Here is a 20,100-nt window from a genome sequence, read left to right as displayed (position 1 = left end):
TCATCACCATGAACGCCGTCCTGAAAACCGAAACCATCGCCATCGAAACTGCCGCGCCGCTGGAAGTGGCCGACCCGAGCAAGAACATGATTTTGGTTCCGCTCTCGCAGTTGCTGCCGCGCCGCTCCAAGCGCAACGCACGCAAGACCCAGCGCCTGTCCATTCCCGAACTGGCCGCGAGCATCGCCCGCATCGGCCTGCTGCAAAATCTCGTCGTCATCCTTACGCCGATGGCGAGCAATACGAAGTGGCGGCTGGCGACCGCCGCCTGACCGCGTTGAAGCTGCTGGCGAAGAAGAAGCGCATCCCCGCCGACTTTGAGGTGCCTTGCCTGCTGGTGCCCGATGCCTCGGCGCGTACCGTCAGCCTCGCCGAGAACCTGCTGCGCGAGCAGATGCACGCGGCCGACCAGTTCGAGGCGTTCGCCGCGCTGGTCAAGGAAGGCCGACCCATTGAAGACATTGCCGCCGACTTCGGCGTGACCCCGCTGGTGGTGCAGCGCCGCTTGAAGCTGGCCAACGTCTCGCCGCGTCTGCTGGCCGACTACCGGGCCGGGAATGTCACGCTGGAACAGTTGATGGCCCTGACCATCACCGACGACCACCCCGCGCAGGAAGCCGCGTTCTACGGTGCGCCGGAATGGCAGCGTGGCGCGTCCGCGTTGCGCGAACGCCTGACCGAACGCGAAATCGACGCCACGCATCCGCTGGTGCGCTTCGCCGGGCTGGACGCCTACACGGCGGCGGTGGAGGCATCCGCCGCGACCTGTTCGCGGAAGGCGACGCCGGAACCTACCTGACCGACGCCGCGCTGCTGGAAACGCTGGTGCGCGGGAAGCTGGATGCGCTGGCCGAGGATGTGCGCGCCGAGGGTTGGGCATGGGTGGAAGCCGTGCCGCACATGAGCTACGCCGAGCGGCAGGCGTTCCAGAACGCACCGCGCCAGCGCCGCGAACCGAGCGCCCGCGAAGCCCGTCGCATCGCCTCGCTGCAAACCCGCTCGACAAGATCGACGCCGAACTGGAAGAAGCCTACGACGCCGAGGACGAGACAAGACCGAGGCGCTGGAACCGCGCCGCGAACAGGTCGCCGGGGAACTGCAAGCCGTGGAGGAAGCCTTGCAGGGCTACGCCCCGGACGTGCGCGCCGTGGCCGGTTCCATCGTCACGCTCGACCGCGAGGGAGAGGCCGTGATTCATCGTGGGCTGCTGCGCGAAGCCGAGGCCAAGGCGCTGCGCACGCTGGAAAAGCTGCGGCAGGGTTTCGGCAGCATGGAAGGCGAAGCCGGGAACGACGACGAAGGCGAAGACGCGGAGCAGCCCAAGGCCGCGAACCTGTCCGACCGGCTGGCGCAGCGGTTGAGCGCGCACCGTACCGCCGCGCTGCAAATTGAAGTGGCCCGGCATCCGCAGGTCGCGCTGGCCGCACTGGTGCATGGCATGGTGCAGGCCGTCCTGCAGGACGGCCACTACCACGACGGCCTGCCGCTCGGCGTGCGCCTCACCGTGAAAGACCGGCTGGAAAGCATGGCCCCGGACTGGCCCGATTCGCCCGCCGCCGTAGCCCTGCGCGAGTTGCAGCAAGTCGCTGGCGAAGCGTTGCCGCAAGACGGCGCCGAACTGTTCACCGCGCTGCTGGCGATGGAGCAAGGCGAACTGGTGCGGTTGCTGGCGGTATGCGTCGCCGCTACGGTTGACGTGGTGACACCCCGCGCCACGGCGCACCAGCCCGGCGCGGAACTGGCGCAGGCCGTGGGGCTGGATATGGCGGCATGGTGGCAGCCCACCGCCGAAGGCTACTTCAAGCACGTTTCCAAGGCGGTGATTCTGGAAGCCGTGGACGAGTTTGCGCCGTCGCACGCTATCCGGCTGGCGAAGTTGAAGAAGGCCGACATTGCCAGCGAGGCGGAACGGCTGGCCGATGGTACGGGCTGGATGCCCGCCGTGTTCAAGAGCGGACATCATACGGAGCCGCAGGAAGGCGCGCAGGACGTGGATGCACCGGAAGATGCCGCCGACGAAGTGGAAGCCCACGCGCTCGCCGCGTGACATAGCAGCATAGCCCCGGCGCACAGCGCCGGGGTTTCACCTCAAACCGGGCGCGGCAGGTCTGCCGCGCCCGGTTTCAACGTCCACCGCAAAACCGCCCCGTCGCCGCCTTCGGCCAGGCGACGGAGCGGGCGCGCAACGGCCTTGCGCGCGGTACGGCGATCGGAGCCCGCTGACGCGGGCAAGATTTCGATGGCGCCCCGCCGCAATGGGCGGGGCTTGTGGGCTACGCCCCGGCTTGCTGCGACAGGTTGTGCAAAAGCGTGCCGTTTTCGACGCTGGCGGTTCATTGCCCGCACGTCACGAAGGACGGTTCACCGACACGCCGCCCGGCCTTGCCTATGGAACTTCCACACCACGCCTCAAGCACGTTGCCGCAAGCAGCGGCAAGGGGCGTTCTCGCTTGCCGTTGGGCTGTTGGCCTTGCCCGCGTCAGGGTGCAAGCCGGTGAAGCCGTCACGCGGGATGCCGAGTCGGCCATGTCTCCATTCGGGACAGGCGGCCCGTGCGTCCTTGGCTTGTCGTGAATCCTGGCGAGGGCGCGGCTGCGCCTTGGGCTTCATGGCCGCAACCTTCCAGCGAAAACAATTTCCCCGCCGCTGCGCGGCTTCCTCGCGCAAATTCTTTTCGCTTCCAAGTTCTCCACGGTGTTGCGACCGCTGCGCGGTGCGGCCAGCCCATTCCCCGCCGGCCGGTTCACAACAAGGACGCACTGGCGCGACCTTGTTCAACCCGAAAGGAGAAACATCATGGCTAACATCGGCACCTTCACCGCAGACAAAGACGGTTTCACCGGCACGCTTCGCACCCTGACGCTCAACGTCAAGGTCAAGCTGGTTCCCGACGACAAGGGGACAACGACAACGCCCCCGACTTCCGCCTGCAGGCGGCCGGGCACGACATCGCGCGGCATGGAAGAAAACCAGCGAGCCGGGCGGCCCTACGTGTCCGTGACCCTCGACGATCCTTCGTTCCCGGCGACGGTCTATGCCCGCCTGATCGAAGGCGAGGACGGCACGCACGACCTGATCTGGTCGCGCAGCAAGCCCAAGGCGGCCTGACGGCCGCCCACCGCGCCCCGCCACTCCCGGCGGGGCGCTTCACTCCACCGGAACAAGATCGGTGCGGCCGAGCAGATCATGCCCGGGCGAAAGAAACATTGCTATTGACGTTCCAGAAACGTTTCTGTATCGTTTCCAAAGCCTTGGAGAGCAACGATGAACAGAGACGCGGCGATTGGTAAGCGCATTGCAGCCTTGCGATGAAGTAGGACTCAAGCAGAACGAGCTGGCCAAGAAACTCACCTGGAGCGCGGCAGTGCTGTCCCGCGTCGAGAATGGCGACCGAGCGTTGGCGGCGGAGGAACTTCAAACCGTGCTTGATGGTATCGGCACGGCTGATGCGCTGAAGCTGCGGAGATACTGGAGCGCCAGTGGCAGATGATCCCAGAGCCTGCCCTTGGCGACCCGGATGCTGACCTGCTGTGGGACGCAGAACAGACGGCGCAACAGGTGCATGCGCTTGCCGAGCGTCCCGATGTGAAACAGTTCTACGAGCGCCGATTGGTTCGCTATCAGGAAGAATTGCTCGCCAAAGCGGCAAGCGTGGCAGACAAGCGCTATCGGGCGGCTTTCATAGGAACTATTGCAGTGGGCAAGTCCACTGCGATTTGCCGTGCGGAAGGGCTCGAAATTCCGGGCAGCAAGGGAATGCCGAAAGCTGTCTTGGAAACCGGCGCGGGCGGTAACCATCTGTGAAGTGCATGTCCGGCGTGGCCCTGGATATGGACTTATCGTGGAGCCCTGCACCGAAGATGAAGTACGGCGGCACCGACTTCGCAAACTTCTTGTGAATCCTCCACAAGCGTCGCGTTCAGAGACCGACGGCGGCGGAAGGGAATTCCGGAGGTCGAGCGCGCATTGCGATGGGCGGCTTCGCGTCGCCGCAGCGAAAAGCGCTCGGGTCGGCACGTGTCAGCGCTGTGGTGCGAAAGCATCGCATGTGTCCAAGTCCATGCGAAAAAAAGCTCGGGAGCGCGCCGCAGTTCGCCTGACCATCTGGCTGGACAACAACGAAGCAATTCCGGCACAAACCAAGCGGCATGTCCACGACAGTCTGGTGGCGGCTGTGGGTGCACACCGCGCACCGTCTATGCCGCCATCGTAAGAGACGGAGATTGGGTGGAATCTCAACTATGCCCACCAGCTCAGTCATGGTGCCCGGCGCATCGCGGCCGGTATTGCTGAACCGAAGTTGCAGAAGTTCAAGGAGATCGCCGAGAACCTGCTGCAAGACGATCAGTTCAGTGATGCCCATGACCTCATCCATCAAACAGTCAGGACGATGGAAGCCGGCTTCGATGCGCTTGTCCGAAAAGCCCAACTGGTTGGGCAAAGCATCCATTCGGATGAAATGACCGCTGACGCCAACTTTTGGAAGACGTGCTATGGCGAATGGGGAAGAGGTTCTGGCTATCGTGATCGCATCAACTACCACAACCAAAGCTGGTTCAAGGAGAAGAACGAAGGTGGAGCTGATGCCCGCGTCATGCAACTGGTTACGGATAGTTGCATGAAGCAGTCGTAACCGTTCGCCATCTGCTAGCGCAAGATGAGAAGATCGCAGTACGACCGATTGAAGCCTTGCCGCGCACATTGCGGCCGGGCGGTGCTGCTGGCGCAGCACGTCACGCACGCGCCTACGGCGTGTCGCGTTCCTTCAATATGGCCTCAAGTTCCTGGCGCACCTGCGCCAGAAGCTGATCGGTCTTGCGCGTGCTGTCGCCGGCATACGCCAGCGTCAGCAGCGTGAGCGGATGCACGTCCATGACCTCGCACAGCGCGGTCAGCTTGTGCATGGTCGGGCTTTTCAAGTCGCGCTCCAGCGAACTCATGTAGGTGCGGCTGGACACGTCGGAGAACGCTTCCTGGCTCAAGCCACGCGCTTTCCTGATCGTCCGTATTGCCGTCGCCAATGAGTGTTTCGCTGTCACCAACTTGGTTTCCCCGTAAAAACCAAGATGACAGCCCATTGCAAACAATAGGGCTACAATCTAAAGTGTTCATTCCTGTTGGCCGAGCCGCTTTCGTTCTTTTACGGAAATCCGCAACTGCGGATTTCACCAGACCCGGGGAGTCGCATCCGTGCCTTTCCTGACCTGCATAATTCCGCTTCTGCGTTTCTGCGCATGTACGGATTCGATGGCTTGCGCCTTCGTGCTTTTCCGCCAAAGCACGCATCCGCTTCAGCGGTTCCGCGCTTCGGTGGAAAATCGTATCCGTGCATGCTCGGGTGCGTGGGGATTCGAGCCATGACCCAGCCGCTCGTCACCGCTGAACAGCGGGCGCAACTGCTCGCCGTCGGCGAGGCACGCGCCGCTGGTCGGAGCATCGACCCGATGCCGACGGTACGGCTGTTCACTCCTGACGCGCACGCCACTTGGCTGCTGGCCGCGCTCGACCCGACCGATGGCGATACGGCATGGGGTCTGATCGACCTGGGAATAGGCATGCCCGGCCTGGGCCATGTGAAGCTGTCCGATCTGGCGTCCATCGTCGGGCCGCGCAAGCAGCCGGTGATGCGCGATCGCTACTTCCAGCCGGTGCGGCTGTTGTCGGAGTACCTGCGGCTGGCTGAAGAAAACGGCTTGATCACTGACTGACCAACCCCAGTCAACAACAGCGCATTCTGACTATTTCAGTCTTACTCAAGACCCGGAAGGTCTGAATCCACACTCTTGCACCGAAGCGGTGCGCTTCTGCTGGAAACAGTCATGATCTTTGGCGCGGGCTGCTGCACGGTGCTCCATGCTGCGCACCATTTTCGTGGCGGCGCAGCCGTCGCATTCAGACGATTTCCGCAATGCCCTGGAGCGAATCAGTCTTGACACCAGCAGTTACAGCTTACCCCGATCTTGATGACGACTTGATGGCGACTCGATAGCTCTTGCACGCCGGAATCCGTGGCGACGTTCCTGCTGAACGACAGGAGGTTGCGTCATGGCTGACCCGAGCGCCGAATACTGGTATCCGACCGCTGCGTATCTCTACACGCTGCACCTCGACGGCCCCGCGCTGGCGTGGGAATACCTGCGCCGCCACCCCGACTACCGCCGCGACTGGCTGCGCCGTCGCCGTCGGCCGGAGACGGCGCACGCCTGGGGGCTTCGCCTGCTGGAAGACCCTGCCCTGGATGCGCGCGACGCGCATCCGATCTGGTTCCCGGATGCCGACACAGTGGTTCAGCTCTACCCGGATGCCGACCCGCCACCCGATGCGTTGGCCTTCGCGTTCTGGCGCATTCCCGGCCAGAAGCATCTGATCCACGATGGCAAGCGCCTGGTGGTGCTGGCACGCTGGCCGGGGTGCTGCCTGCGGCTGGTGATCGCTCCCGGCCTGGAGGATGGCATGGCCTACGCCTATGCCATCCGCGCCTGCGCCACACCTTGCGTCCGCTATCAGGCACTGGCGACCGAGCTGGACAAGCTGGCCATCGCTGGCGAGGCCTTACCCGCAGGAACGGCAAGGTCACGACCGACGCTCGCCGCATTGCTGGAGTTGAACACGCTCCAGGCGCTCGACGGCACCCTGGCGGGCGCGTCCTTGCGCGACGTGGCCGAAGGGCTGTTCGGCGCCGATGCCGTCGCCGCCGACTGGCACGCGGACAGCGCCTTGCGCGCCCGCGTTCGCCGGCTGGTGCGCCGGGGCGATGCGCTGATGCGCGGCGGCTATCGCCGCCTGGCACAGCTTCCGTCCGTTGCACAGGGACGCGCTGCATCCCCTGCAAAACGTCCCTGAGCAGGAAGCCTTGCTTTCTTGAGACTGCCTCCATCCGGTCGCGCTGTGTGGCCGGGCTTTGCCGACCGATGGAGGTTCACACCATGCGACCCGCACCCTTGCGGCCTGCCGCCGCTGCTGTCGCTGCGCCCGCGCAGCCCCAACGCTACCTGACCAACGACGAAGCCGCCGAGTATCTGCGCCTGTCGCCGCGCACGCTCGAAAAGCAGCGCGTGATCGGCGGCGGCCCGAAGTTCCGCAAGTTCGGCCGCCGCGTCATGTACGCGGTGGCCGACCTCGATGCCTGGGCCGACCAGCGCAGCTACGAGGCCACGTCCGATCCGGAATACGCCGAACGCCACGCGGGCGACTACCGTGATGGCCGCTGATCGTTGGCTTGCCGGTGGCTGCCGTCATGTCCAGCCCACGGCAGGAGCGCGAACAGCTCGATCTGTTCCGTGCCTTGCCCGGCGACATGGCACCGCGCGACAGCCAGGACTTGATGGCCTTTCCGTTCTTCTCACTGGCGAAGTCGCGGCGCACGGCGCCGATCGACTTTCGCAGCGGGAACATCACCATCCGCGTGGAAGGCACGGCCGAGCACGGCATCGCCACGATATGGGATGCCGACGTGTTGATATGGGCGGCCTCGCAGATCGTGGAAGCGCGCGACGCGGGCATACGCCCGTCGCGCTGGATACGCGCCACGCCTTACGAGATTTTGCGCTTCATTGGACGAGGAACATCCCTCAACGACTACCTGCGCCTGAAGGCCGCGCTGGATCGCCTGCAATCGACCAGCGTGGCCACGTCCATCCGCGAAACCACGGGAAGGCGCTTGCATCGCTTCTCGTGGATCAACGAGTGGAAGGAACTGGCCGACGCCAGCGGCGTGCCGCTGGGCCTCGAATTGATCCTGCCGGACTGGTTCTACGCGGGCGTGGTGGACGCCGCCCTGGTGCTGACCATCGACCCCGCGTACTTCCGCCTCAAAGGCGGCATCGAACGCTGGCTGTACCGCCTCGTGCGCAAGCACGGCGGCAAGCAGCCGGACGGCTGGCAGTTCGACTTCCGGCACCTGCACCGCAAGTCGGGCAGCGCGGCACGCTTCTCGGACTTCGCCTACGACCTGCGCGTCCTGGTGGCGCGGCAGTCGTTGCCCGGCTACGTCCTCGGCATCGAGGCGATGCCGGACGAAGGATTGGAACTGCTGACCTTCCGGCCCGTGCTGCATACGGCACGGGGATAACTGCGGTAAAGCCTGTGGACGGCCTCGTGCTATCAGGAGTACCGGGTATCGTGCTATCAGGAGTACGCCTATCGTGCTATCAGGAGTACGAAAACGCCGGAAAGCCAATAACGGCGCGGGTTTGCGTCCCCTCTAACTTACCTAACTATAAATCTCTAACTTTTGGTAGAAGCGCGCCGATTCAGTGGACAACCACCGAACGGCACGGCGAACAGCGTTTCGCACGACAGGCAAAGCCTGGCTTTCCAGCGTGGAGGGCCATGCAATGATCGTCGCCTTGCTCAACCAGAAAGGCGGCGTCGGCAAGACCACGCTCGCCACGCACATCGCCGGCGAACTGGCGATGCGCGGGCAGTCGGTCATCCTGCTGGATGCTGACCCGCAAGGTTCATCGCTGGACTGGACGCAGCGCAGAAGCCAGCAAGGCTTGCCGCGGCTGTTCAGCGCCGTGGGCTTGGCCCGCGAAACGCTGCACCAGGAAGCGCCAGAACTCGCCCGCCGCGCAGATCACGTCATCATCGACGGGCCGCCGCGCATCGCCGCCTTGGCGCGCTCCGCGCTGCTGGCGGCCGAGCGCGTGCTGATTCCCGTGCAGCCCAGCCCGTATGACCTTTGGGCCAGCGCCGAGATGGTGGCGCTGATCCGCGAGGCGCAAGTCTTTCGGCCTGCGCTGCGCGCGGCCTTCGTCATCAACCGCCGCGTCAGCACCACGGTGATCGGTCGGGAGGCGCGGCAGTCGCTGGCCGAACAGCCGCTGCCGGCGCTGCGCGCCGAAGTGCGCCAGCGCATCGTCTTCGCCGACAGCGTGGCCGCCGGTCGGCTCGCACGCGAGACGGCGCCCGACAGCGCCGCCGCGCGCGAGATCGCCGCGCTGGTGGACGAACTGCTGCGGTGGCCGACATGACAGCGAAGCCACCACCACCGAACAGCAAACGCACGGCCAAGCGCGTCGGCATCGGCGCACGTCCGCCCGCGAATCCGCACGCCGAGGCGTGGATTCGCCAGGGCGATGCCGATGCGCTGAACAAGGGCGACCTCTACACCGCACGCCTGACCCTCGACGTGACGCCCGCGCTGCGCGCGCGCATCAAGATCGCCGCCTTCGGCCAAGCCGTGACCGTGGCCGAATTGCTGCGCGGCCTGCTGGAGCGGGAGTTTCCCGAGAACCGCATGGAGAACCTGCCATGAACGCATCCATCACGCCTGCCGCTCACGCGGCGACGGCTGCACCGGCTACCGTGCCGCCGCCTTCGCTTTCGACGCTCGCTGGCCAAGCTGGGAGCGTGCCCCTGACTCGCGTATCGCTCGCCTACATCGAGCCGCGCTTCAAGCTCTACCTGCGCTTCGGCGAACCGGCGCGCACGCTCCAGCTCGACCGCTGGCGGCGCTGCGCGGTGTTCTTGCCAAACGCGGTTCTGTGTCGCATCCGCTGGCAGGCCAACGACTACGGCACGATCCGCTGGCAGCTCATGGTGATGCAAGCCGCCACGCCGCTCGATACCGTGCAGCGCATCCCCGGCGTGCGGCCCGGCGCACGCCTGCTGCTGCACGCCGAAGGCGAGAACGCGGTGCGTGCCGTGCTGGAACGCATCGACGGCATCGACGCGCAGGGCATCGCCGCCATCGACGTGTCGCCTGCGTACTGGCGCACGCTGGGCAACCGTCTGGCGTCCCGCCTGGCGCTGCCTGAATACACCGCCGAGCGGCACGCCGCCTGGCTGACCGGGAGGGCGCTGCCATGACCGCTCATTCCACCACCGCACGCACGCCCGAAGCCGCGCCGCATCCTCGCTCGCGCCTGCGCGCTCGCATTGTGCTGGCGGGCTTCGCCGCGGTCGGCCTCGCTGCGCTGGCCTGGGCGGCTTTCGTGCAGCCGCTGCCGCGCCTGATCTACAACCCGTCCGACAGCGTTCCGGTCGGCTGGTATCACGTGCAGCCGCTTGACCATCGGGCCGCCTCGCTGCCGGTCGGCAGCATCGTCCTGACCCGATTGCCTGCCAACGCTGCCGCGCTCGCTGCGCAGCGCGGCTACCTGCCTGCTCACGTTCCGCTGCTCAAACGTGTGGGCGCGGTCGCGCCGCAACACGTCTGCATCGTCGCCGGTCAGGTTCGCATCGACGGCGTGCCTTCGGCCGCCGTGCTGCCTGCCGACCGGCTGGGCCGGCCGTTGCCATCCTGGCCGCAATGCCGCCGCCTTGCGCCTGGCGAACTGCTCCTGTTGAGCGTGACCAATCCGGCGTCGTTCGACAGCCGCTACTTCGGCCCGGTCAGCGCATCCTCTGTGATCGGCGTCGCGCATCCGGTCTGGCTGGAGACACGCCCATGATGGCTGCCGATTCGCTGCACGGTGCCGTGCCTCTCATCGTGCCATCGGGCATGTCGTTCCGGCCGCCACCGCCGTGTCGTCGCGCGTGCAGTGCGTGTGCATTCGCACCGCACCTCGCGATGCATTCGGCGCAGCCGTCCAACGTGCAGGCGTCTTGCCTCGAACGCGCCCGGCCTGCGGCCACTGGCGCGTTCCCCGGCGTGCTGGCTGCGAGCAGCGCAGCGCCGCCGGGCCGCCGACGCCCGAAGCGACAGCGAAGGGCAAAGGCGGAAGGCAAGACAAAAGGACACGGCACCGGGCCGCGTCGAAAGCCTGTCTGCACATGGGGGTGGCGCGGCACGGAGTGGCTTCGCCCCCGTGCCGCGTGGGGCGCGAGGTTCGCGCCAATGCAGGCATGTCCGCGTGCTTCGCACGACAGAGCACGCCAGAGCTTGCAGGGAGCGCAGCCATGACCGACCGCCGCGACGACGATTTCCGCGTGCGCCCCAGCGCCCCAAAGAACCGGGGCAAGGGCCAGGGGCAGAGCTTCGTTTCCACGGTGCTCAAGCAAGCGGGCAAGGCCAGCGGCGGCAAGTCCTCGATGCGCCACTCCGCAGCCGGTGGCAGCGACGCACGCGCCGGCCAGCGTCCCGGCTCGCGCCTGGGGCGCGGCCATACGGCAGCACGCTTCGCCGGCGCGAAGCTGACCCCCATGTCGCGGCGCGTGACCATCAAGACGCTGCTGGTCAACCAGCGCAACGCCAGCCCGCAATCGCTCGCCAAGCACCTGCGCTACATCGAGCGCGACGGCACCGGCCGTGATGGCGAGCCGGGCCGGGCCTACGGGCCGCAGACCGACGAAGCCGACCTTGATGTCTTCAAGGAGCAGGCCGCCGACGACCGGCACCATTTCCGCTTCATCGTCTCCCCGGAGGACGGCGCCGAGCTGGACGACCTGCGCACCTACACCCGGCATCTGGTGAACCGGATGGAAGCCGACCTGGGGACGCGGCTGGATTGGGTGGCGGTGGATCACTGGAACACCGACAACCCGCACACCCACCTGATCGTGCGCGGGCGCGACGACACCGGCAAAGACCTCATCATCGCCGGCGACTACATCGCCCACGGCTTCCGCCATCGCGCCGCCGAGCTGGCGACGGAATGGCTGGGGCCGCGCACCGAACTGGAGATCCAGCAGACCTTGCAGCGCGAGGTGGAGCAAGAGCGGTGGACGAGCCTGGATCGCACCCTGCAACGCGAGGCCGGCGAAGACGGCAGAGTACAGATCGAACGCTTCAACGAACCCCGGCTGCAACGCCAGCGCCTGCTGCTGATCGGCCGCCTGCAACGCTTGCAGCGCCTGGGCCTGGCCGACGAGACGCAGCCCGGCACCTGGGCGGTTCACGCCGATACCGAGAAGACCTTGCGCGCCCTGGGCGAGCGTGGCGACATCATTCGCACGATGCAGCGGGCCATGAGTGGCCAGCCGCGCGAGTTGGCGGTGTTCGAGCCGGGCGACGACGGGCGAACCATTATCGGTCGCGTGGCTGCGAAGGGGCTGGCCGACGAGCTGCACGACCGGGGCTATCTGGTCATCGACGGCATTGACGGCAAGGCTCACTACGTTGCCTTGAACGCCCGCGACGAACTGGCGAGCTATCCCACCGGCGCGGTGGTGGAGGTGCGCGGTTCCGCCGAGGTGCGGGCGGCCGACAAGAACATCGCCACGCTGGCGAGCGATGGCCTGTACCGCACCGATCACCACCTGGCGATCGAGCAAGGCCGAGCCAAGCCCGGCCGCGACCCGCAAGAAGTCGTCCCGGCCCACGTCCGCCGGCTGGAAGCCCTGCGCCGGGCCGGCATCGTCGAGCGCGTGGCCGAAGGGCTGTGGAAGGTGCCGGACGATCTGCCCGAGCAGGGCCGCCAGTACGACGCGCAGCGCCTGGGCGGTGTCGCCGTGGAACTGAAATCGCACCTGCCCATCGAGCGGCAGGCCCGCGTCATCGGCGCGACCTGGCTGGATCAGCAGTTGATCGGCGGTGGTCGAGGGCTGGGGGACCTGGGCTTTGGAGGCGACGCCAAGCAGGCCATGCAGCAGCGCGCCGACTTCCTCGAAGAACAGGGGCTGGCGCAGCGGCGCGGGCAGCGGGTCATCCTGGCGCGCAACCTGCTGGACACGCTGCGCAACCGGGAACTGGCGCAGGCCGCCAAGGACATCGCCGCCGAAACCGGCCTGGAACATCGCCCGGTAGCCGACGGGCAGCGCGCCGCCGGCATCTACCGGCGCTCGGTCATGCTCGCCAGCGGGCGCTACGCGATGCTCGATGACGGCATGGGATTCAGCTTGGTGCCGTGGCGGCCAGTGATTGAACAGCGGCTGGGGCAGCAGATCGCTGCGACGGTGTGGGGTGGCGGGGTGTCATGGGAGATTGGACGACAGCGTGGCCCGCAACTTTAAGTGTGAATCTCCCCTTATTGTTGCGGAACGGGCGCCAATTTCTCCCTATATTCACGGGGTGAGCATTTCATGATGCGCTTGAAAGCATGGCTAAACGCACTGTCGGAGTCATACCCCAACTTCTGCGCTATCGAGGAAATGGTGGTGTGGTTGGCTTTCAGGGATCGTGTGGCTAGCTGCATACGCCAGCGTGAGACGTACTCCAAAGGAGCAATGCCGGCCTTCTGCTTGAACCGCAAGGCAAGAGTCGAGCGAGAAACACCCGCTACTTTGGCGAGCTCTTCGACCGTCCAAGAGCGGGCTGGATCGGTATGGATGGCCTGGATAACTGCCCCGATGCGTGGGTCGGATATAGCCAGCAACCAGCTTGGCGTACTGTTTCCTTCCTGGGTCAGATAAATCCGAAGAACCTGCACCAACATGATATGGCCTAGATGTTGAACCACAATCGCATTGCCTGGAGATGGATTAGCAAGTTCATGGGCAAGGTGCTGTAAGGCCCAATTCAGCACGGAGGCTTGATCTGAACCTCTTTTGATGACTGCGACAGGAGGTAGTCCCTCGAATAGAAGGCCAGCTTCCTCACCGAAGGCAAAGCGTCCCCCGATCAGGAAAAACGCATCGGCGGTTCCACAACGGGCGACACCGTTGATCGCATGGCAGTAAATCTCATCCGAATGGATAGCGGGCAACGCCAGATCGCTGCGAAGTGAGAACGCACGTTTGCGCGACAGCAGAAAACAATCTCCAGCCGTCAGTTGGATAGGTTGTTCCACGCCCTCCACCGTCAGCCAACACGTCCCTTCAACGATCGCATTGAACTTGATGCCATCGGGCGGCGGAAAGTCGATGGCCCAGTCTCCACCCGCCTTCAAACCTGCGAAGACGGAGCTTTGAGTGTTCAAAAGGGAGAGAACTTCAGATAGTGGATCCATGTAGCGCATCGGACGATCTCGACAGAGAATTGGAGTTTGCTGCATTCACAGTCCTAAGTCTAGCCTGGACAATGCTGGGTATGGGCTTACCCCGATTCCACGTCAGGTTCACAAGGACACTCCATGACCAGCAAACAGTCTCCTATCCACTCCGGTTTCGGAGCGACAACCACCGCAGCAGAGACGCTTGTAGGGCGCGACCTATCCAACACCACTGTCGTTGTCACTGCAGGTCATTCCGGCCTAGGCCTAGAGACAACACGAGCATTGGCGAATGCCGGTGCGCGGGTCATTGTCGCTGCGCGTGATGTAGAAGTTGCTCGTGCAAAGACCAGCGAAATCTCCGGCGCCGAAGTCGAGGGGCTGGATCTTTCCAGCCTTGCCAGCGTGCATGACTTCGCGAGACGCTTCCTGGCAACCGGCCGGCATATCGACATCTTAATTGGCAACGCGGGCATCATGGCTTGCCCTGAAACCCGTGTGGGACAAGGTTGGGAAGCGCAGTTTGCCACCAATCACCTTGGGCATTATGTTCTGGTAAATCTGCTCTGGCCGGCACTCAAGGGTGGCGCCAGGGTGGTGGCCGTGTCGTCAGCCGGGCACCACCAATCCGGCATCCGCTGGGATGACGTGCAATTCAAGCACAGTTACGACAAGTGGCTGGCCTATGGGCAGTCGAAGACGGCCAATGCATTGTTTGCTGTCCATTTGGATCGTCTCGGTCAGAATGAAGGCGTGAGGGCTTTCTCCCTTCATCCTGGGAAGATTTTTACGCCACTGCAACGCCATCTGTCGCAGGAAGAAATGATTGCTGCCGGCTGGCTCGACACCAGTGGCAATCCCGCAGACCCAACGTTCAAGACAACGCAGCAAGGCGCCGCGACCCAGGTTTGGGCCGCAACATCTCCCCAACTGGAAGGCATGGGCGGCCTTTACTGCGAAGACTGTGACATTGCCAGTCTTGCTTCCGGTGACGACGATTCATTCGTCGGCGTGCGCGAGTACGCGATCGACCCTGAACAAGCACAGCGTCTTTGGGCGCTTTCGGCAGAACTTACCGGCATTGATGCTTTATCGGCGCAAAGTTCGGCTTAGTTCGGATCTGAAAATATACGAATCCGTTCGAATCCCAATGGGGCAATCTACTTGCTTGCCGAACGGAATGTGCTCATTCACTAGATGCCGAGATCGGTTCAAGGTCGTCCACAATGAAGGGAAACAATATCGCAATATGCGGCATGTTCTTCATGCTGGGATTGTGCTTCGGAAGCTGGAGTTCACGAGTCGCAACGATAAAGGACGAGCTTTCGCTGTCCGATGGCGTACTCGGAAGCACACTGTTCGCCATGTCAGCCGGCCTGGTGCTTTCATTGCCGGCAGCGGGGTGGGCTATTGCAAAGCTAGGAAGCAGGGTTATCGGAGTGGCGGCCATTATTGCCAATGCCGTTCTGTTGGCCCTCATTCCCTTTGCCATGGATGCCTACCAACTGGCGATTCTGTTGTTCGTCTTTGGGTTTTCCTATAGCGCAGTCAACGTATCGAACAATACACAGGCGAGTCTATCGGAGGTCATCAGCGGGAAAACGAAACTACCATTTTTCCACGGAATATGGGGACTGGCCGGATTCGTCGGCGCAGGAATTGGTACGTTAATGATTGGCCAAGATATTGCCTTGCCTCTGCATTTCGGAGTGATATCGTTCATTGCATTGATATCCGCACTGGCGTGCTGGCGGTTCCTGCACGACAAGCCGAGCCTAGAACAATCCGGTAAGGCGTTCGCAATACCGGATAAATCTCTGATCAACTACGGCCTGATCACCTTCTGCTCCATGGCCTGCGAAGGCATCATGTACGACTGGAGTGTCGTTTACTTTCAAGATGTCGTTTCACCCGAGCGAAAGTTTGTCGGTCTTGGATTCACTGTGTTCATGGGGGCAATGACCATTGGCAGGCTTGCACTGAACCGGTTCGTGGACCGATTCGGCATAAGAAGAACTTTGCAATGGAGCGGGATACTTACGTTGATTGGCATGGCGATGACGGTGCTGCATCCCAGCCTGCTGTCGTCGATTGTCGGTTTCTGTCTTGTTGGATTCGGTATCGGAGCTGTCATTCCGTTGGTAGCAAGTGCTGCCGCGAAATCTTCAACCATGGCACCAAGCTCCGCCATAGCTTCTGTTCTGACAATTGGGTTCCTTGGCCTGCTTATCGGGCCACCATTGATCGGATTTCTATCCGATGCATTTGGACTTCGATATGCATTTCTGCTCTGCGTGCTAATGGCATTCGGAATAATTTACCGGGCAAGTAAGATATCAGATCAATCGCCATAACTTACTGCTGAAATTTAGTCATCCGAAGCAACGGGGTAAAAACAGTGCGAGCGAGAATGTGAGACATGGAGTTGCGTCATCTTCGTTGCTTTCTAGCGGTGGCCGAAGAACTGCACTTTGCCCGTGCCGCCGAGCGGTTGCACATCGAGCAGTCGCCGTTGTCGCGGGCCATCAAGGAACTGGAGGAAGAACTGGGCGTGGTGCTGTTCGCCCGCACCACACGCAGGACGCAGCTGACACGCGCGGGCAAGCTGTTCCTGGATCATGTGCCGCGCGTCTTCGCCGCTTTGCAGCAGGCGCGCGACAGCGTGAAGGCAGCCGCCAACGGCTTCCACGGCCAGTTGCGCATTGCACTGTCCGATGGCATCACGCCGTCGCGCCTGCCAGCGCTACTGGCGCTATGCCGACAAGAGGAACCGGAAGTCGAAATCCGCCTGACCGAAGTGCCGCTGGCGCAGCAGATCAAGGGGTTGCACGACGATCTATACGACGTGGGCTTTGCCCGCGCCGATGACGCCGGCGATGGCATCGTCGCCTTGCCCGTCTGGAACGATCCGCTGACGGTGGCCGTGCCCGCGCGCCATCCCTTGCTGGCCCACAAGCGCATCCCGCTCGAAGAACTGCTGCGCTACCCGCTGGTGCTGTGCGATCAGCAGGCGTGCGAAGGCCATGCGCGGCAGGTCGAGCGCGTGCTGCGCCGCGTGGACATGGAACCGCTGGTGGCCGAGCGGGTGGCGTCCTGCGACCTGATGATGGCGCTGGTTTCGGCCGGCTTCGCCCTGGGCCTGACCGGCGCCGCGCACATTGCGGCCAGCCGAGAACAGGGCGTCGTCGCGCGGCCGTTGGTCGGCCGTTCGCCGATGCTCACGACCTACCTGCTGCGCCTGGATAGCGAACCTTCGGAAACGCTGGCCCGCTTCATCGGGCGCGTACAGGCCATCGAGTCACCGGAAGACACAGGGCCAACACCGGACGACGATCCCGACTCCCTGGAGGACTCCGAACCATGAAGAAGCCCATCCCATTCTTGTTGGCTGCGATACTGACTGGCTGCGGCCCGACCGAAACGCCAGAGAACAAGAACGTGCCGACCGTTGAAGAACTGGCGTCCGATCCCGCGCGCCTGAAAGAGCTGCGCCAGCAATGCAAGACTGATCGTGCCACGCTGGGCGACATGCTGTGCAACCGGGTGGCCGAAGCCACGCGCAAGCGGTTTTATGGTGACGGCGATACGCCCTACACACCGCCGAAGGAGCCGCCCAAGTTCTGATCGCGTTCGATCCGCCGCGAAACTTCCATTCTTCTGCCCGACACGCCGCAATGTGCCCTCGCTTGCGGCGTTTCTCTTTGGCGCGATGCAGGTCCAATTCTTTCCAATTACTCGACCTTTCTTCCGATAACGGTCTTTGACCGGCACCGACCCGGCACTGATCCTCGCGCTATGCGGCACGTCCTTGTGCCGCGTGTGAGCGAGGAATCAGCGCAGGAGAAATCGGAGGCCAGTCTATGCAAGGTCAGGGCGTGCTGTTCGGGCAGATCGTCGCCGTCTTCGGCATCGTGATCGCCGGTGTGTGGGGTGCCACGCAATGGACAGCCGCCGCCCTGGGCTATCAGCTACGCCTTGGCTCGCCCTGGTTCGACTTCTTCGGCACGCCGGTCTATTACCCTTGGCGGCTGTTCGAGTGGTGGTTCTTCTTCGACGCCTATGCGCCGCAGGTCTTCGACACCGGCGGCGCGATTGCGGGCGGCAGCGGCCTGCTGGCCGTGGTGGTCGCCATCGCCATGTCGGTGTGGCGCTCGCGACAGGCCAAGCTGGTCACGACCTACGGCTCGGCGCGCTGGGCCGATGCCGCCGACATCCGCAAGGCCGGCCTCGACCAGCCTGCCGGCATTTTCCTCGGCAAGTACCGCAACGACTATCTGCGCCATGAAGGCCCGGAACACGTCCTGACCTTCGCGCCGACGCGCTCGGGCAAGGGCGTGGGCCTGGTGGTGCCGACGTTGCTGTCCTGGCCCGCATCCGCCGTCATTCACGACATCAAGGGCGAGAACTGGCAGATCACCGCCGGCTGGCGTTCACGTTTCTCGCATTGCCTGCTGTTCAACCCGACCGATGCCAGTTCGGCGGCCTACAACCCGCTGCTGGAGGTGCGACGCGGCGCGCATGAAGTGCGCGACGTGCAGAACATCGCCGACATCCTGGTCGATCCCGAAGGCGCGCTGGAGAAGCGCAATCACTGGGAGAAGACCAGTCACGCGCTACTGGTCGGCGCGATCCTGCATGTGCTCTACGCGGGCGAGGACAAGACGCTGCGCGGCGTCGCCAACTTCCTCAGCGACCCGGCTTGCCCGTTCGAGCTGACCTTGCATCGGATGATGACGACGAGGCACCTGGGCGATGCACCGCATCCGGTTGTCGCATCCGCCGCCCGCGAAGTTCTCAACAAGTCGGACAACGAGCGGTCGGGCGTCTTGAGCACGGCCATGTCGTTCCTCGGCTTGTACCGTGATCCGACCGTGGCCCAAGTCACGTCACGATGCGACTGGCGCATCGCCGACCTGATTTCTGCCGAGCATCCCGTATCGCTGTACCTGGTGGTGCCGCCTTCGGACATCAGCCGCACCAAGCCGCTGATCCGGCTGATTCTCAACCAGATCGGCCGGCGGCTCACCGAATCGCTTGATGGCAGCGACGGCATCGAACGCCGCCACAAGCTGTTGCTGATGCTCGATGAGTTTCCGGCGCTGGGCCGGCTCGACTTCTTCGAGACGGCGCTTGCCTTCATGGCCGGCTACGGCATCCGCAGTTTCCTCATCGCGCAGTCGCTCAACCAGATCGACAAAGCCTACGGCCAGAACCATTCGATTTTGGACAACTGCCATGTGCGCGTGACGTTTGCGACGAACGACGAACGCACGGCCAAGCGCATTTCCGAAACGCTCGGCACGGCCACCGAACTGCGCGCGCAGCGTAACTACGCCGGCCACCGGCTCGCGCCGTGGCTCGGGCACCTGATGGTGTCGCGGCAGGAAACGGCGCGGCCGCTGCTGACGCCGGGCGAAGTGATGCAGCTTCCGCCCGATGAATCCGTGGTGATGGTGTCCAGCGTCGCGCCGATCAAGGCGAAGAAGCTGCGCTACTACGCGGACGCCAATTTCAAGCGGCGCGTGCTGCCGCCGCCCATGCTGGCGGCAGCACGCTATGCCGACGCACCACCAGCCCGCGCCGACGACTGGAGCGGCTTGGCGATCCCGGCCGTACCCGCCGCACCCGCGACGGTATCCGCTGATGCCCTGGGCGGCCCCGATGACGGCGGCCCGCGCCGCCAGCCGGAGCTGACCGAAGTCACCGAATACAGCCCCGAACCGCTGTCCGCAGGCAATGACCTGGCGCTGCTCGATGACGACGATCTGCCGCTGCCGCTTCCCGGCCAGCTCGACCCCGCGATGCAGCGCACGGCCCGGCTGGCATCGCTGAACCCCAACGACGGAATCGACCTATGAGCCAATACCGACTCAACCTGTTCATCCAGCCCGAGCACGCCAAGCGCCTGGACGAATTGGCCGCCAAGAAAGGTGTCTCGAAATCCAGCATCGTCGCGGCGGCGCTGGCGTCCTGGTTGTCGCCGGACGCGGGCGACCAGCGCGAGGCAGCCATCGCCAAGCGGCTGGATCGGCTGTCGCGCCAGACCGAGCGCATGGAGCGTGACCAGAACATCCAGATCGAAACGCTGGCGCTGTTCGTCCGCTACTTCCTGACCGTCAGTACACCCGTGCCCGAGGCACATCAGGACGCCGCCCGCGCCCAGGGCAAGGCCCGCTTCGAGCAATTCGTCGAACAACTCGGCCGCCACCTGCTGCGCGGCCGCAGCCTGGTGCGGGACGTGGTGGAAGAACTGCATCCCGACCCGATGCGGATGGATGACGCGGCGGCGCTGGCCGAAGCCCAGGAGCGTGCCTCATGAGCGCCGTTCCGCAGATCCCGCCCGAGC

Annotated in this window: 24 protein-coding genes; 21 read left to right on the top strand and 3 right to left on the bottom strand. The window is 64.1% G+C overall.

Annotation, left to right across the window (positions count from 1 at the left end):
- The first annotated feature begins 8 nt into the window (after nucleotides 1–8).
- From LU699_RS18490 to LU699_RS18225, 6 genes are all read left to right on the top strand, one after another.
- Nucleotides 9–272: a ParB N-terminal domain-containing protein gene (locus LU699_RS18490; RefSeq protein ID WP_425491647.1), complete on the top strand. Its 264-nt coding sequence runs from the start codon at nucleotides 9–11 to the stop codon at nucleotides 270–272.
- Nucleotides 248–799: a ParB/RepB/Spo0J family partition protein gene (locus LU699_RS18485; RefSeq protein WP_425491646.1), complete on the top strand. Its 552-nt coding sequence runs from the start codon at nucleotides 248–250 to the stop codon at nucleotides 797–799. Before LU699_RS18490 ends, LU699_RS18485 begins: the two co-directional genes overlap by 25 nt.
- Before the next feature lie 318 nt (nucleotides 800–1,117).
- Nucleotides 1,118–2,047 carry a hypothetical protein gene (locus tag LU699_RS18480; protein ID WP_425491645.1) on the top strand — a complete coding sequence of 310 codons (930 nt, stop codon included), beginning with the start codon at nucleotides 1,118–1,120 and terminating at the stop codon, nucleotides 2,045–2,047.
- A gap of 749 nt (nucleotides 2,048–2,796) precedes the next feature.
- Nucleotides 2,797–3,108, top strand: a complete 312-nt coding sequence (locus tag LU699_RS18230; RefSeq protein WP_232580399.1) for a DUF736 domain-containing protein — start codon at nucleotides 2,797–2,799, stop codon at nucleotides 3,106–3,108.
- Between the two features lie 175 nt (nucleotides 3,109–3,283).
- On the top strand, nucleotides 3,284–3,490 hold the full coding sequence (locus LU699_RS18475; RefSeq protein WP_425491644.1) for a helix-turn-helix domain-containing protein: 207 nt from the start codon (nucleotides 3,284–3,286) through the stop codon (nucleotides 3,488–3,490).
- Nucleotides 3,487–3,804 carry a hypothetical protein gene (locus LU699_RS18225; protein ID WP_232580398.1) on the top strand — a complete coding sequence of 106 codons (318 nt, stop codon included), beginning with the start codon at nucleotides 3,487–3,489 and terminating at the stop codon, nucleotides 3,802–3,804. The genes LU699_RS18475 and LU699_RS18225 overlap by 4 nt, the downstream gene beginning before the upstream one ends.
- 115 nt (nucleotides 3,805–3,919) lie before the next feature.
- On the opposite strand, the gene LU699_RS18220 is transcribed toward LU699_RS18225, so the two are convergent.
- Nucleotides 3,920–4,741, bottom strand: a complete 822-nt coding sequence (locus tag LU699_RS18220; protein ID WP_232580397.1) for a hypothetical protein — start codon at nucleotides 4,739–4,741, stop codon at nucleotides 3,920–3,922.
- Nucleotides 4,742–4,745: 4 nt separating this feature from the next.
- Nucleotides 4,746–5,078 carry a helix-turn-helix domain-containing protein gene (locus tag LU699_RS18215; RefSeq protein ID WP_425491643.1) on the bottom strand — a complete coding sequence of 111 codons (333 nt, stop codon included), beginning with the start codon at nucleotides 5,076–5,078 and terminating at the stop codon, nucleotides 4,746–4,748.
- 279 nt (nucleotides 5,079–5,357) lie between these two features.
- Here LU699_RS18215 and LU699_RS18210 point away from each other — a divergent pair, with 279 nt between their 5' ends.
- The 9 genes from LU699_RS18210 (at nucleotide 5,358) to LU699_RS18170 (ending at nucleotide 12,837) form a co-directional block, all read left to right on the top strand.
- Nucleotides 5,358–5,708, top strand: coding sequence for a DUF2958 domain-containing protein (locus LU699_RS18210; RefSeq protein ID WP_232580396.1), 351 nt, complete (start codon nucleotides 5,358–5,360; stop codon nucleotides 5,706–5,708).
- Between the two features lie 337 nt (nucleotides 5,709–6,045).
- Nucleotides 6,046–6,843, top strand: a complete 798-nt coding sequence (locus LU699_RS18205; RefSeq protein ID WP_232580395.1) for a DUF2285 domain-containing protein — start codon at nucleotides 6,046–6,048, stop codon at nucleotides 6,841–6,843.
- Between the two features lie 83 nt (nucleotides 6,844–6,926).
- Nucleotides 6,927–7,211 (top strand): helix-turn-helix transcriptional regulator, encoded by a 285-nt coding sequence (locus tag LU699_RS18200; RefSeq protein ID WP_033938359.1) that lies wholly within the window; start codon nucleotides 6,927–6,929, stop codon nucleotides 7,209–7,211.
- A gap of 26 nt (nucleotides 7,212–7,237) precedes the next feature.
- The gene (locus LU699_RS18195; RefSeq protein WP_232580394.1) at nucleotides 7,238–8,071 is read left to right on the top strand and encodes a replication initiator protein A; all 834 of its coding nucleotides are present in this window, start codon (nucleotides 7,238–7,240) and stop codon (nucleotides 8,069–8,071) included.
- Between the two features lie 265 nt (nucleotides 8,072–8,336).
- Nucleotides 8,337–8,975 carry a ParA family partition ATPase gene (gene parA / locus LU699_RS18190; RefSeq protein ID WP_182060299.1) on the top strand — a complete coding sequence of 213 codons (639 nt, stop codon included), beginning with the start codon at nucleotides 8,337–8,339 and terminating at the stop codon, nucleotides 8,973–8,975.
- Nucleotides 8,972–9,259 (top strand): chromosome partitioning protein ParB, encoded by a 288-nt coding sequence (locus LU699_RS18185; RefSeq protein WP_232580570.1) that lies wholly within the window; start codon nucleotides 8,972–8,974, stop codon nucleotides 9,257–9,259. The genes parA and LU699_RS18185 overlap by 4 nt, the downstream gene beginning before the upstream one ends.
- Nucleotides 9,256–9,813 carry a DUF2840 domain-containing protein gene (locus tag LU699_RS18180; protein WP_232580387.1) on the top strand — a complete coding sequence of 186 codons (558 nt, stop codon included), beginning with the start codon at nucleotides 9,256–9,258 and terminating at the stop codon, nucleotides 9,811–9,813. Before LU699_RS18185 ends, LU699_RS18180 begins: the two co-directional genes overlap by 4 nt.
- Nucleotides 9,810–10,397, top strand: coding sequence for a S26 family signal peptidase (locus tag LU699_RS18175; RefSeq protein ID WP_232580386.1), 588 nt, complete (start codon nucleotides 9,810–9,812; stop codon nucleotides 10,395–10,397). The genes LU699_RS18180 and LU699_RS18175 overlap by 4 nt, the downstream gene beginning before the upstream one ends.
- 448 nt (nucleotides 10,398–10,845) lie before the next feature.
- Nucleotides 10,846–12,837, top strand: a complete 1,992-nt coding sequence (locus LU699_RS18170) for a relaxase/mobilization nuclease domain-containing protein (protein ID WP_232580384.1) — start codon at nucleotides 10,846–10,848, stop codon at nucleotides 12,835–12,837.
- A 14-nt stretch (nucleotides 12,838–12,851) separates the two neighbouring features.
- Here LU699_RS18170 and LU699_RS18165 read toward each other — a convergent pair whose 3' ends face one another.
- Nucleotides 12,852–13,781 carry an AraC family transcriptional regulator gene (locus LU699_RS18165; RefSeq protein WP_232580382.1) on the bottom strand — a complete coding sequence of 310 codons (930 nt, stop codon included), beginning with the start codon at nucleotides 13,779–13,781 and terminating at the stop codon, nucleotides 12,852–12,854.
- Nucleotides 13,782–13,895: 114 nt separating this feature from the next.
- Here LU699_RS18165 and LU699_RS18160 point away from each other — a divergent pair, with 114 nt between their 5' ends.
- The 6 genes from LU699_RS18160 (at nucleotide 13,896) to LU699_RS18135 (ending at nucleotide 20,073) form a co-directional block, all read left to right on the top strand.
- Nucleotides 13,896–14,867, top strand: coding sequence for an SDR family NAD(P)-dependent oxidoreductase (locus tag LU699_RS18160; RefSeq protein WP_232580381.1), 972 nt, complete (start codon nucleotides 13,896–13,898; stop codon nucleotides 14,865–14,867).
- A gap of 143 nt (nucleotides 14,868–15,010) precedes the next feature.
- On the top strand, nucleotides 15,011–16,108 hold the full coding sequence (locus tag LU699_RS18155; RefSeq protein WP_232580380.1) for an MFS transporter: 1,098 nt from the start codon (nucleotides 15,011–15,013) through the stop codon (nucleotides 16,106–16,108).
- A gap of 65 nt (nucleotides 16,109–16,173) precedes the next feature.
- Entirely contained in the window at nucleotides 16,174–17,118 is a 945-nt protein-coding gene (locus LU699_RS18150; protein WP_232580379.1) for a LysR family transcriptional regulator, read from the top strand.
- Nucleotides 17,115–17,378 carry an EexN family lipoprotein gene (locus LU699_RS18145; RefSeq protein ID WP_232580378.1) on the top strand — a complete coding sequence of 88 codons (264 nt, stop codon included), beginning with the start codon at nucleotides 17,115–17,117 and terminating at the stop codon, nucleotides 17,376–17,378. The genes LU699_RS18150 and LU699_RS18145 overlap by 4 nt, the downstream gene beginning before the upstream one ends.
- Before the next feature lie 236 nt (nucleotides 17,379–17,614).
- On the top strand, nucleotides 17,615–19,612 hold the full coding sequence (locus LU699_RS18140; RefSeq protein WP_232580377.1) for a conjugal transfer protein TraG: 1,998 nt from the start codon (nucleotides 17,615–17,617) through the stop codon (nucleotides 19,610–19,612).
- Nucleotides 19,609–20,073, top strand: coding sequence for a CopG family transcriptional regulator (locus LU699_RS18135; protein ID WP_232580376.1), 465 nt, complete (start codon nucleotides 19,609–19,611; stop codon nucleotides 20,071–20,073). The genes LU699_RS18140 and LU699_RS18135 overlap by 4 nt, the downstream gene beginning before the upstream one ends.
- The last annotated feature ends 27 nt before the right edge of the window (nucleotides 20,074–20,100 follow it).

It is taken from the genome of Luteimonas fraxinea, from assembly GCF_021233355.1.
GTDB lineage: Bacteria > Pseudomonadota > Gammaproteobacteria > Xanthomonadales > Xanthomonadaceae > Luteimonas > Luteimonas fraxinea.
Note: the sequence above shows the minus strand (reverse complement) of the source record. Positions and strands in the feature narration are given on the sequence as shown.

Excerpts from the sequence above, each read along its gene's own strand:
- LU699_RS18490 (WP_425491647.1), top strand. The coding sequence starts at position 9 with ATGAACGCCGTCCTGAAAACCGAAACCATCGCCATCGAAACTGCCGCG.
- LU699_RS18230 (WP_232580399.1), top strand. The coding sequence starts at position 2,797 with ATGGCTAACATCGGCACCTTCACCGCAGACAAAGACGGTTTCACCGGC.
- LU699_RS18225 (WP_232580398.1), top strand. The coding sequence starts at position 3,487 with ATGATCCCAGAGCCTGCCCTTGGCGACCCGGATGCTGACCTGCTGTGG.
- LU699_RS18215 (WP_425491643.1), bottom strand. The coding sequence starts at position 5,078 with ATGGGCTGTCATCTTGGTTTTTACGGGGAAACCAAGTTGGTGACAGCG.
- LU699_RS18210 (WP_232580396.1), top strand. The coding sequence starts at position 5,358 with ATGACCCAGCCGCTCGTCACCGCTGAACAGCGGGCGCAACTGCTCGCC.
- LU699_RS18205 (WP_232580395.1), top strand. The coding sequence starts at position 6,046 with ATGGCTGACCCGAGCGCCGAATACTGGTATCCGACCGCTGCGTATCTC.
- LU699_RS18200 (WP_033938359.1), top strand. The coding sequence starts at position 6,927 with ATGCGACCCGCACCCTTGCGGCCTGCCGCCGCTGCTGTCGCTGCGCCC.
- LU699_RS18195 (WP_232580394.1), top strand. The coding sequence starts at position 7,238 with ATGTCCAGCCCACGGCAGGAGCGCGAACAGCTCGATCTGTTCCGTGCC.
- parA (WP_182060299.1), top strand. The coding sequence starts at position 8,337 with ATGATCGTCGCCTTGCTCAACCAGAAAGGCGGCGTCGGCAAGACCACG.
- LU699_RS18185 (WP_232580570.1), top strand. The coding sequence starts at position 8,972 with ATGACAGCGAAGCCACCACCACCGAACAGCAAACGCACGGCCAAGCGC.
- LU699_RS18180 (WP_232580387.1), top strand. The coding sequence starts at position 9,256 with ATGAACGCATCCATCACGCCTGCCGCTCACGCGGCGACGGCTGCACCG.
- LU699_RS18175 (WP_232580386.1), top strand. The coding sequence starts at position 9,810 with ATGACCGCTCATTCCACCACCGCACGCACGCCCGAAGCCGCGCCGCAT.
- LU699_RS18170 (WP_232580384.1), top strand. The coding sequence starts at position 10,846 with ATGACCGACCGCCGCGACGACGATTTCCGCGTGCGCCCCAGCGCCCCA.
- LU699_RS18165 (WP_232580382.1), bottom strand. The coding sequence starts at position 13,781 with ATGCGCTACATGGATCCACTATCTGAAGTTCTCTCCCTTTTGAACACT.
- LU699_RS18160 (WP_232580381.1), top strand. The coding sequence starts at position 13,896 with ATGACCAGCAAACAGTCTCCTATCCACTCCGGTTTCGGAGCGACAACC.
- LU699_RS18155 (WP_232580380.1), top strand. The coding sequence starts at position 15,011 with ATGTTCTTCATGCTGGGATTGTGCTTCGGAAGCTGGAGTTCACGAGTC.
- LU699_RS18150 (WP_232580379.1), top strand. The coding sequence starts at position 16,174 with ATGGAGTTGCGTCATCTTCGTTGCTTTCTAGCGGTGGCCGAAGAACTG.
- LU699_RS18145 (WP_232580378.1), top strand. The coding sequence starts at position 17,115 with ATGAAGAAGCCCATCCCATTCTTGTTGGCTGCGATACTGACTGGCTGC.
- LU699_RS18140 (WP_232580377.1), top strand. The coding sequence starts at position 17,615 with ATGCAAGGTCAGGGCGTGCTGTTCGGGCAGATCGTCGCCGTCTTCGGC.
- LU699_RS18135 (WP_232580376.1), top strand. The coding sequence starts at position 19,609 with ATGAGCCAATACCGACTCAACCTGTTCATCCAGCCCGAGCACGCCAAG.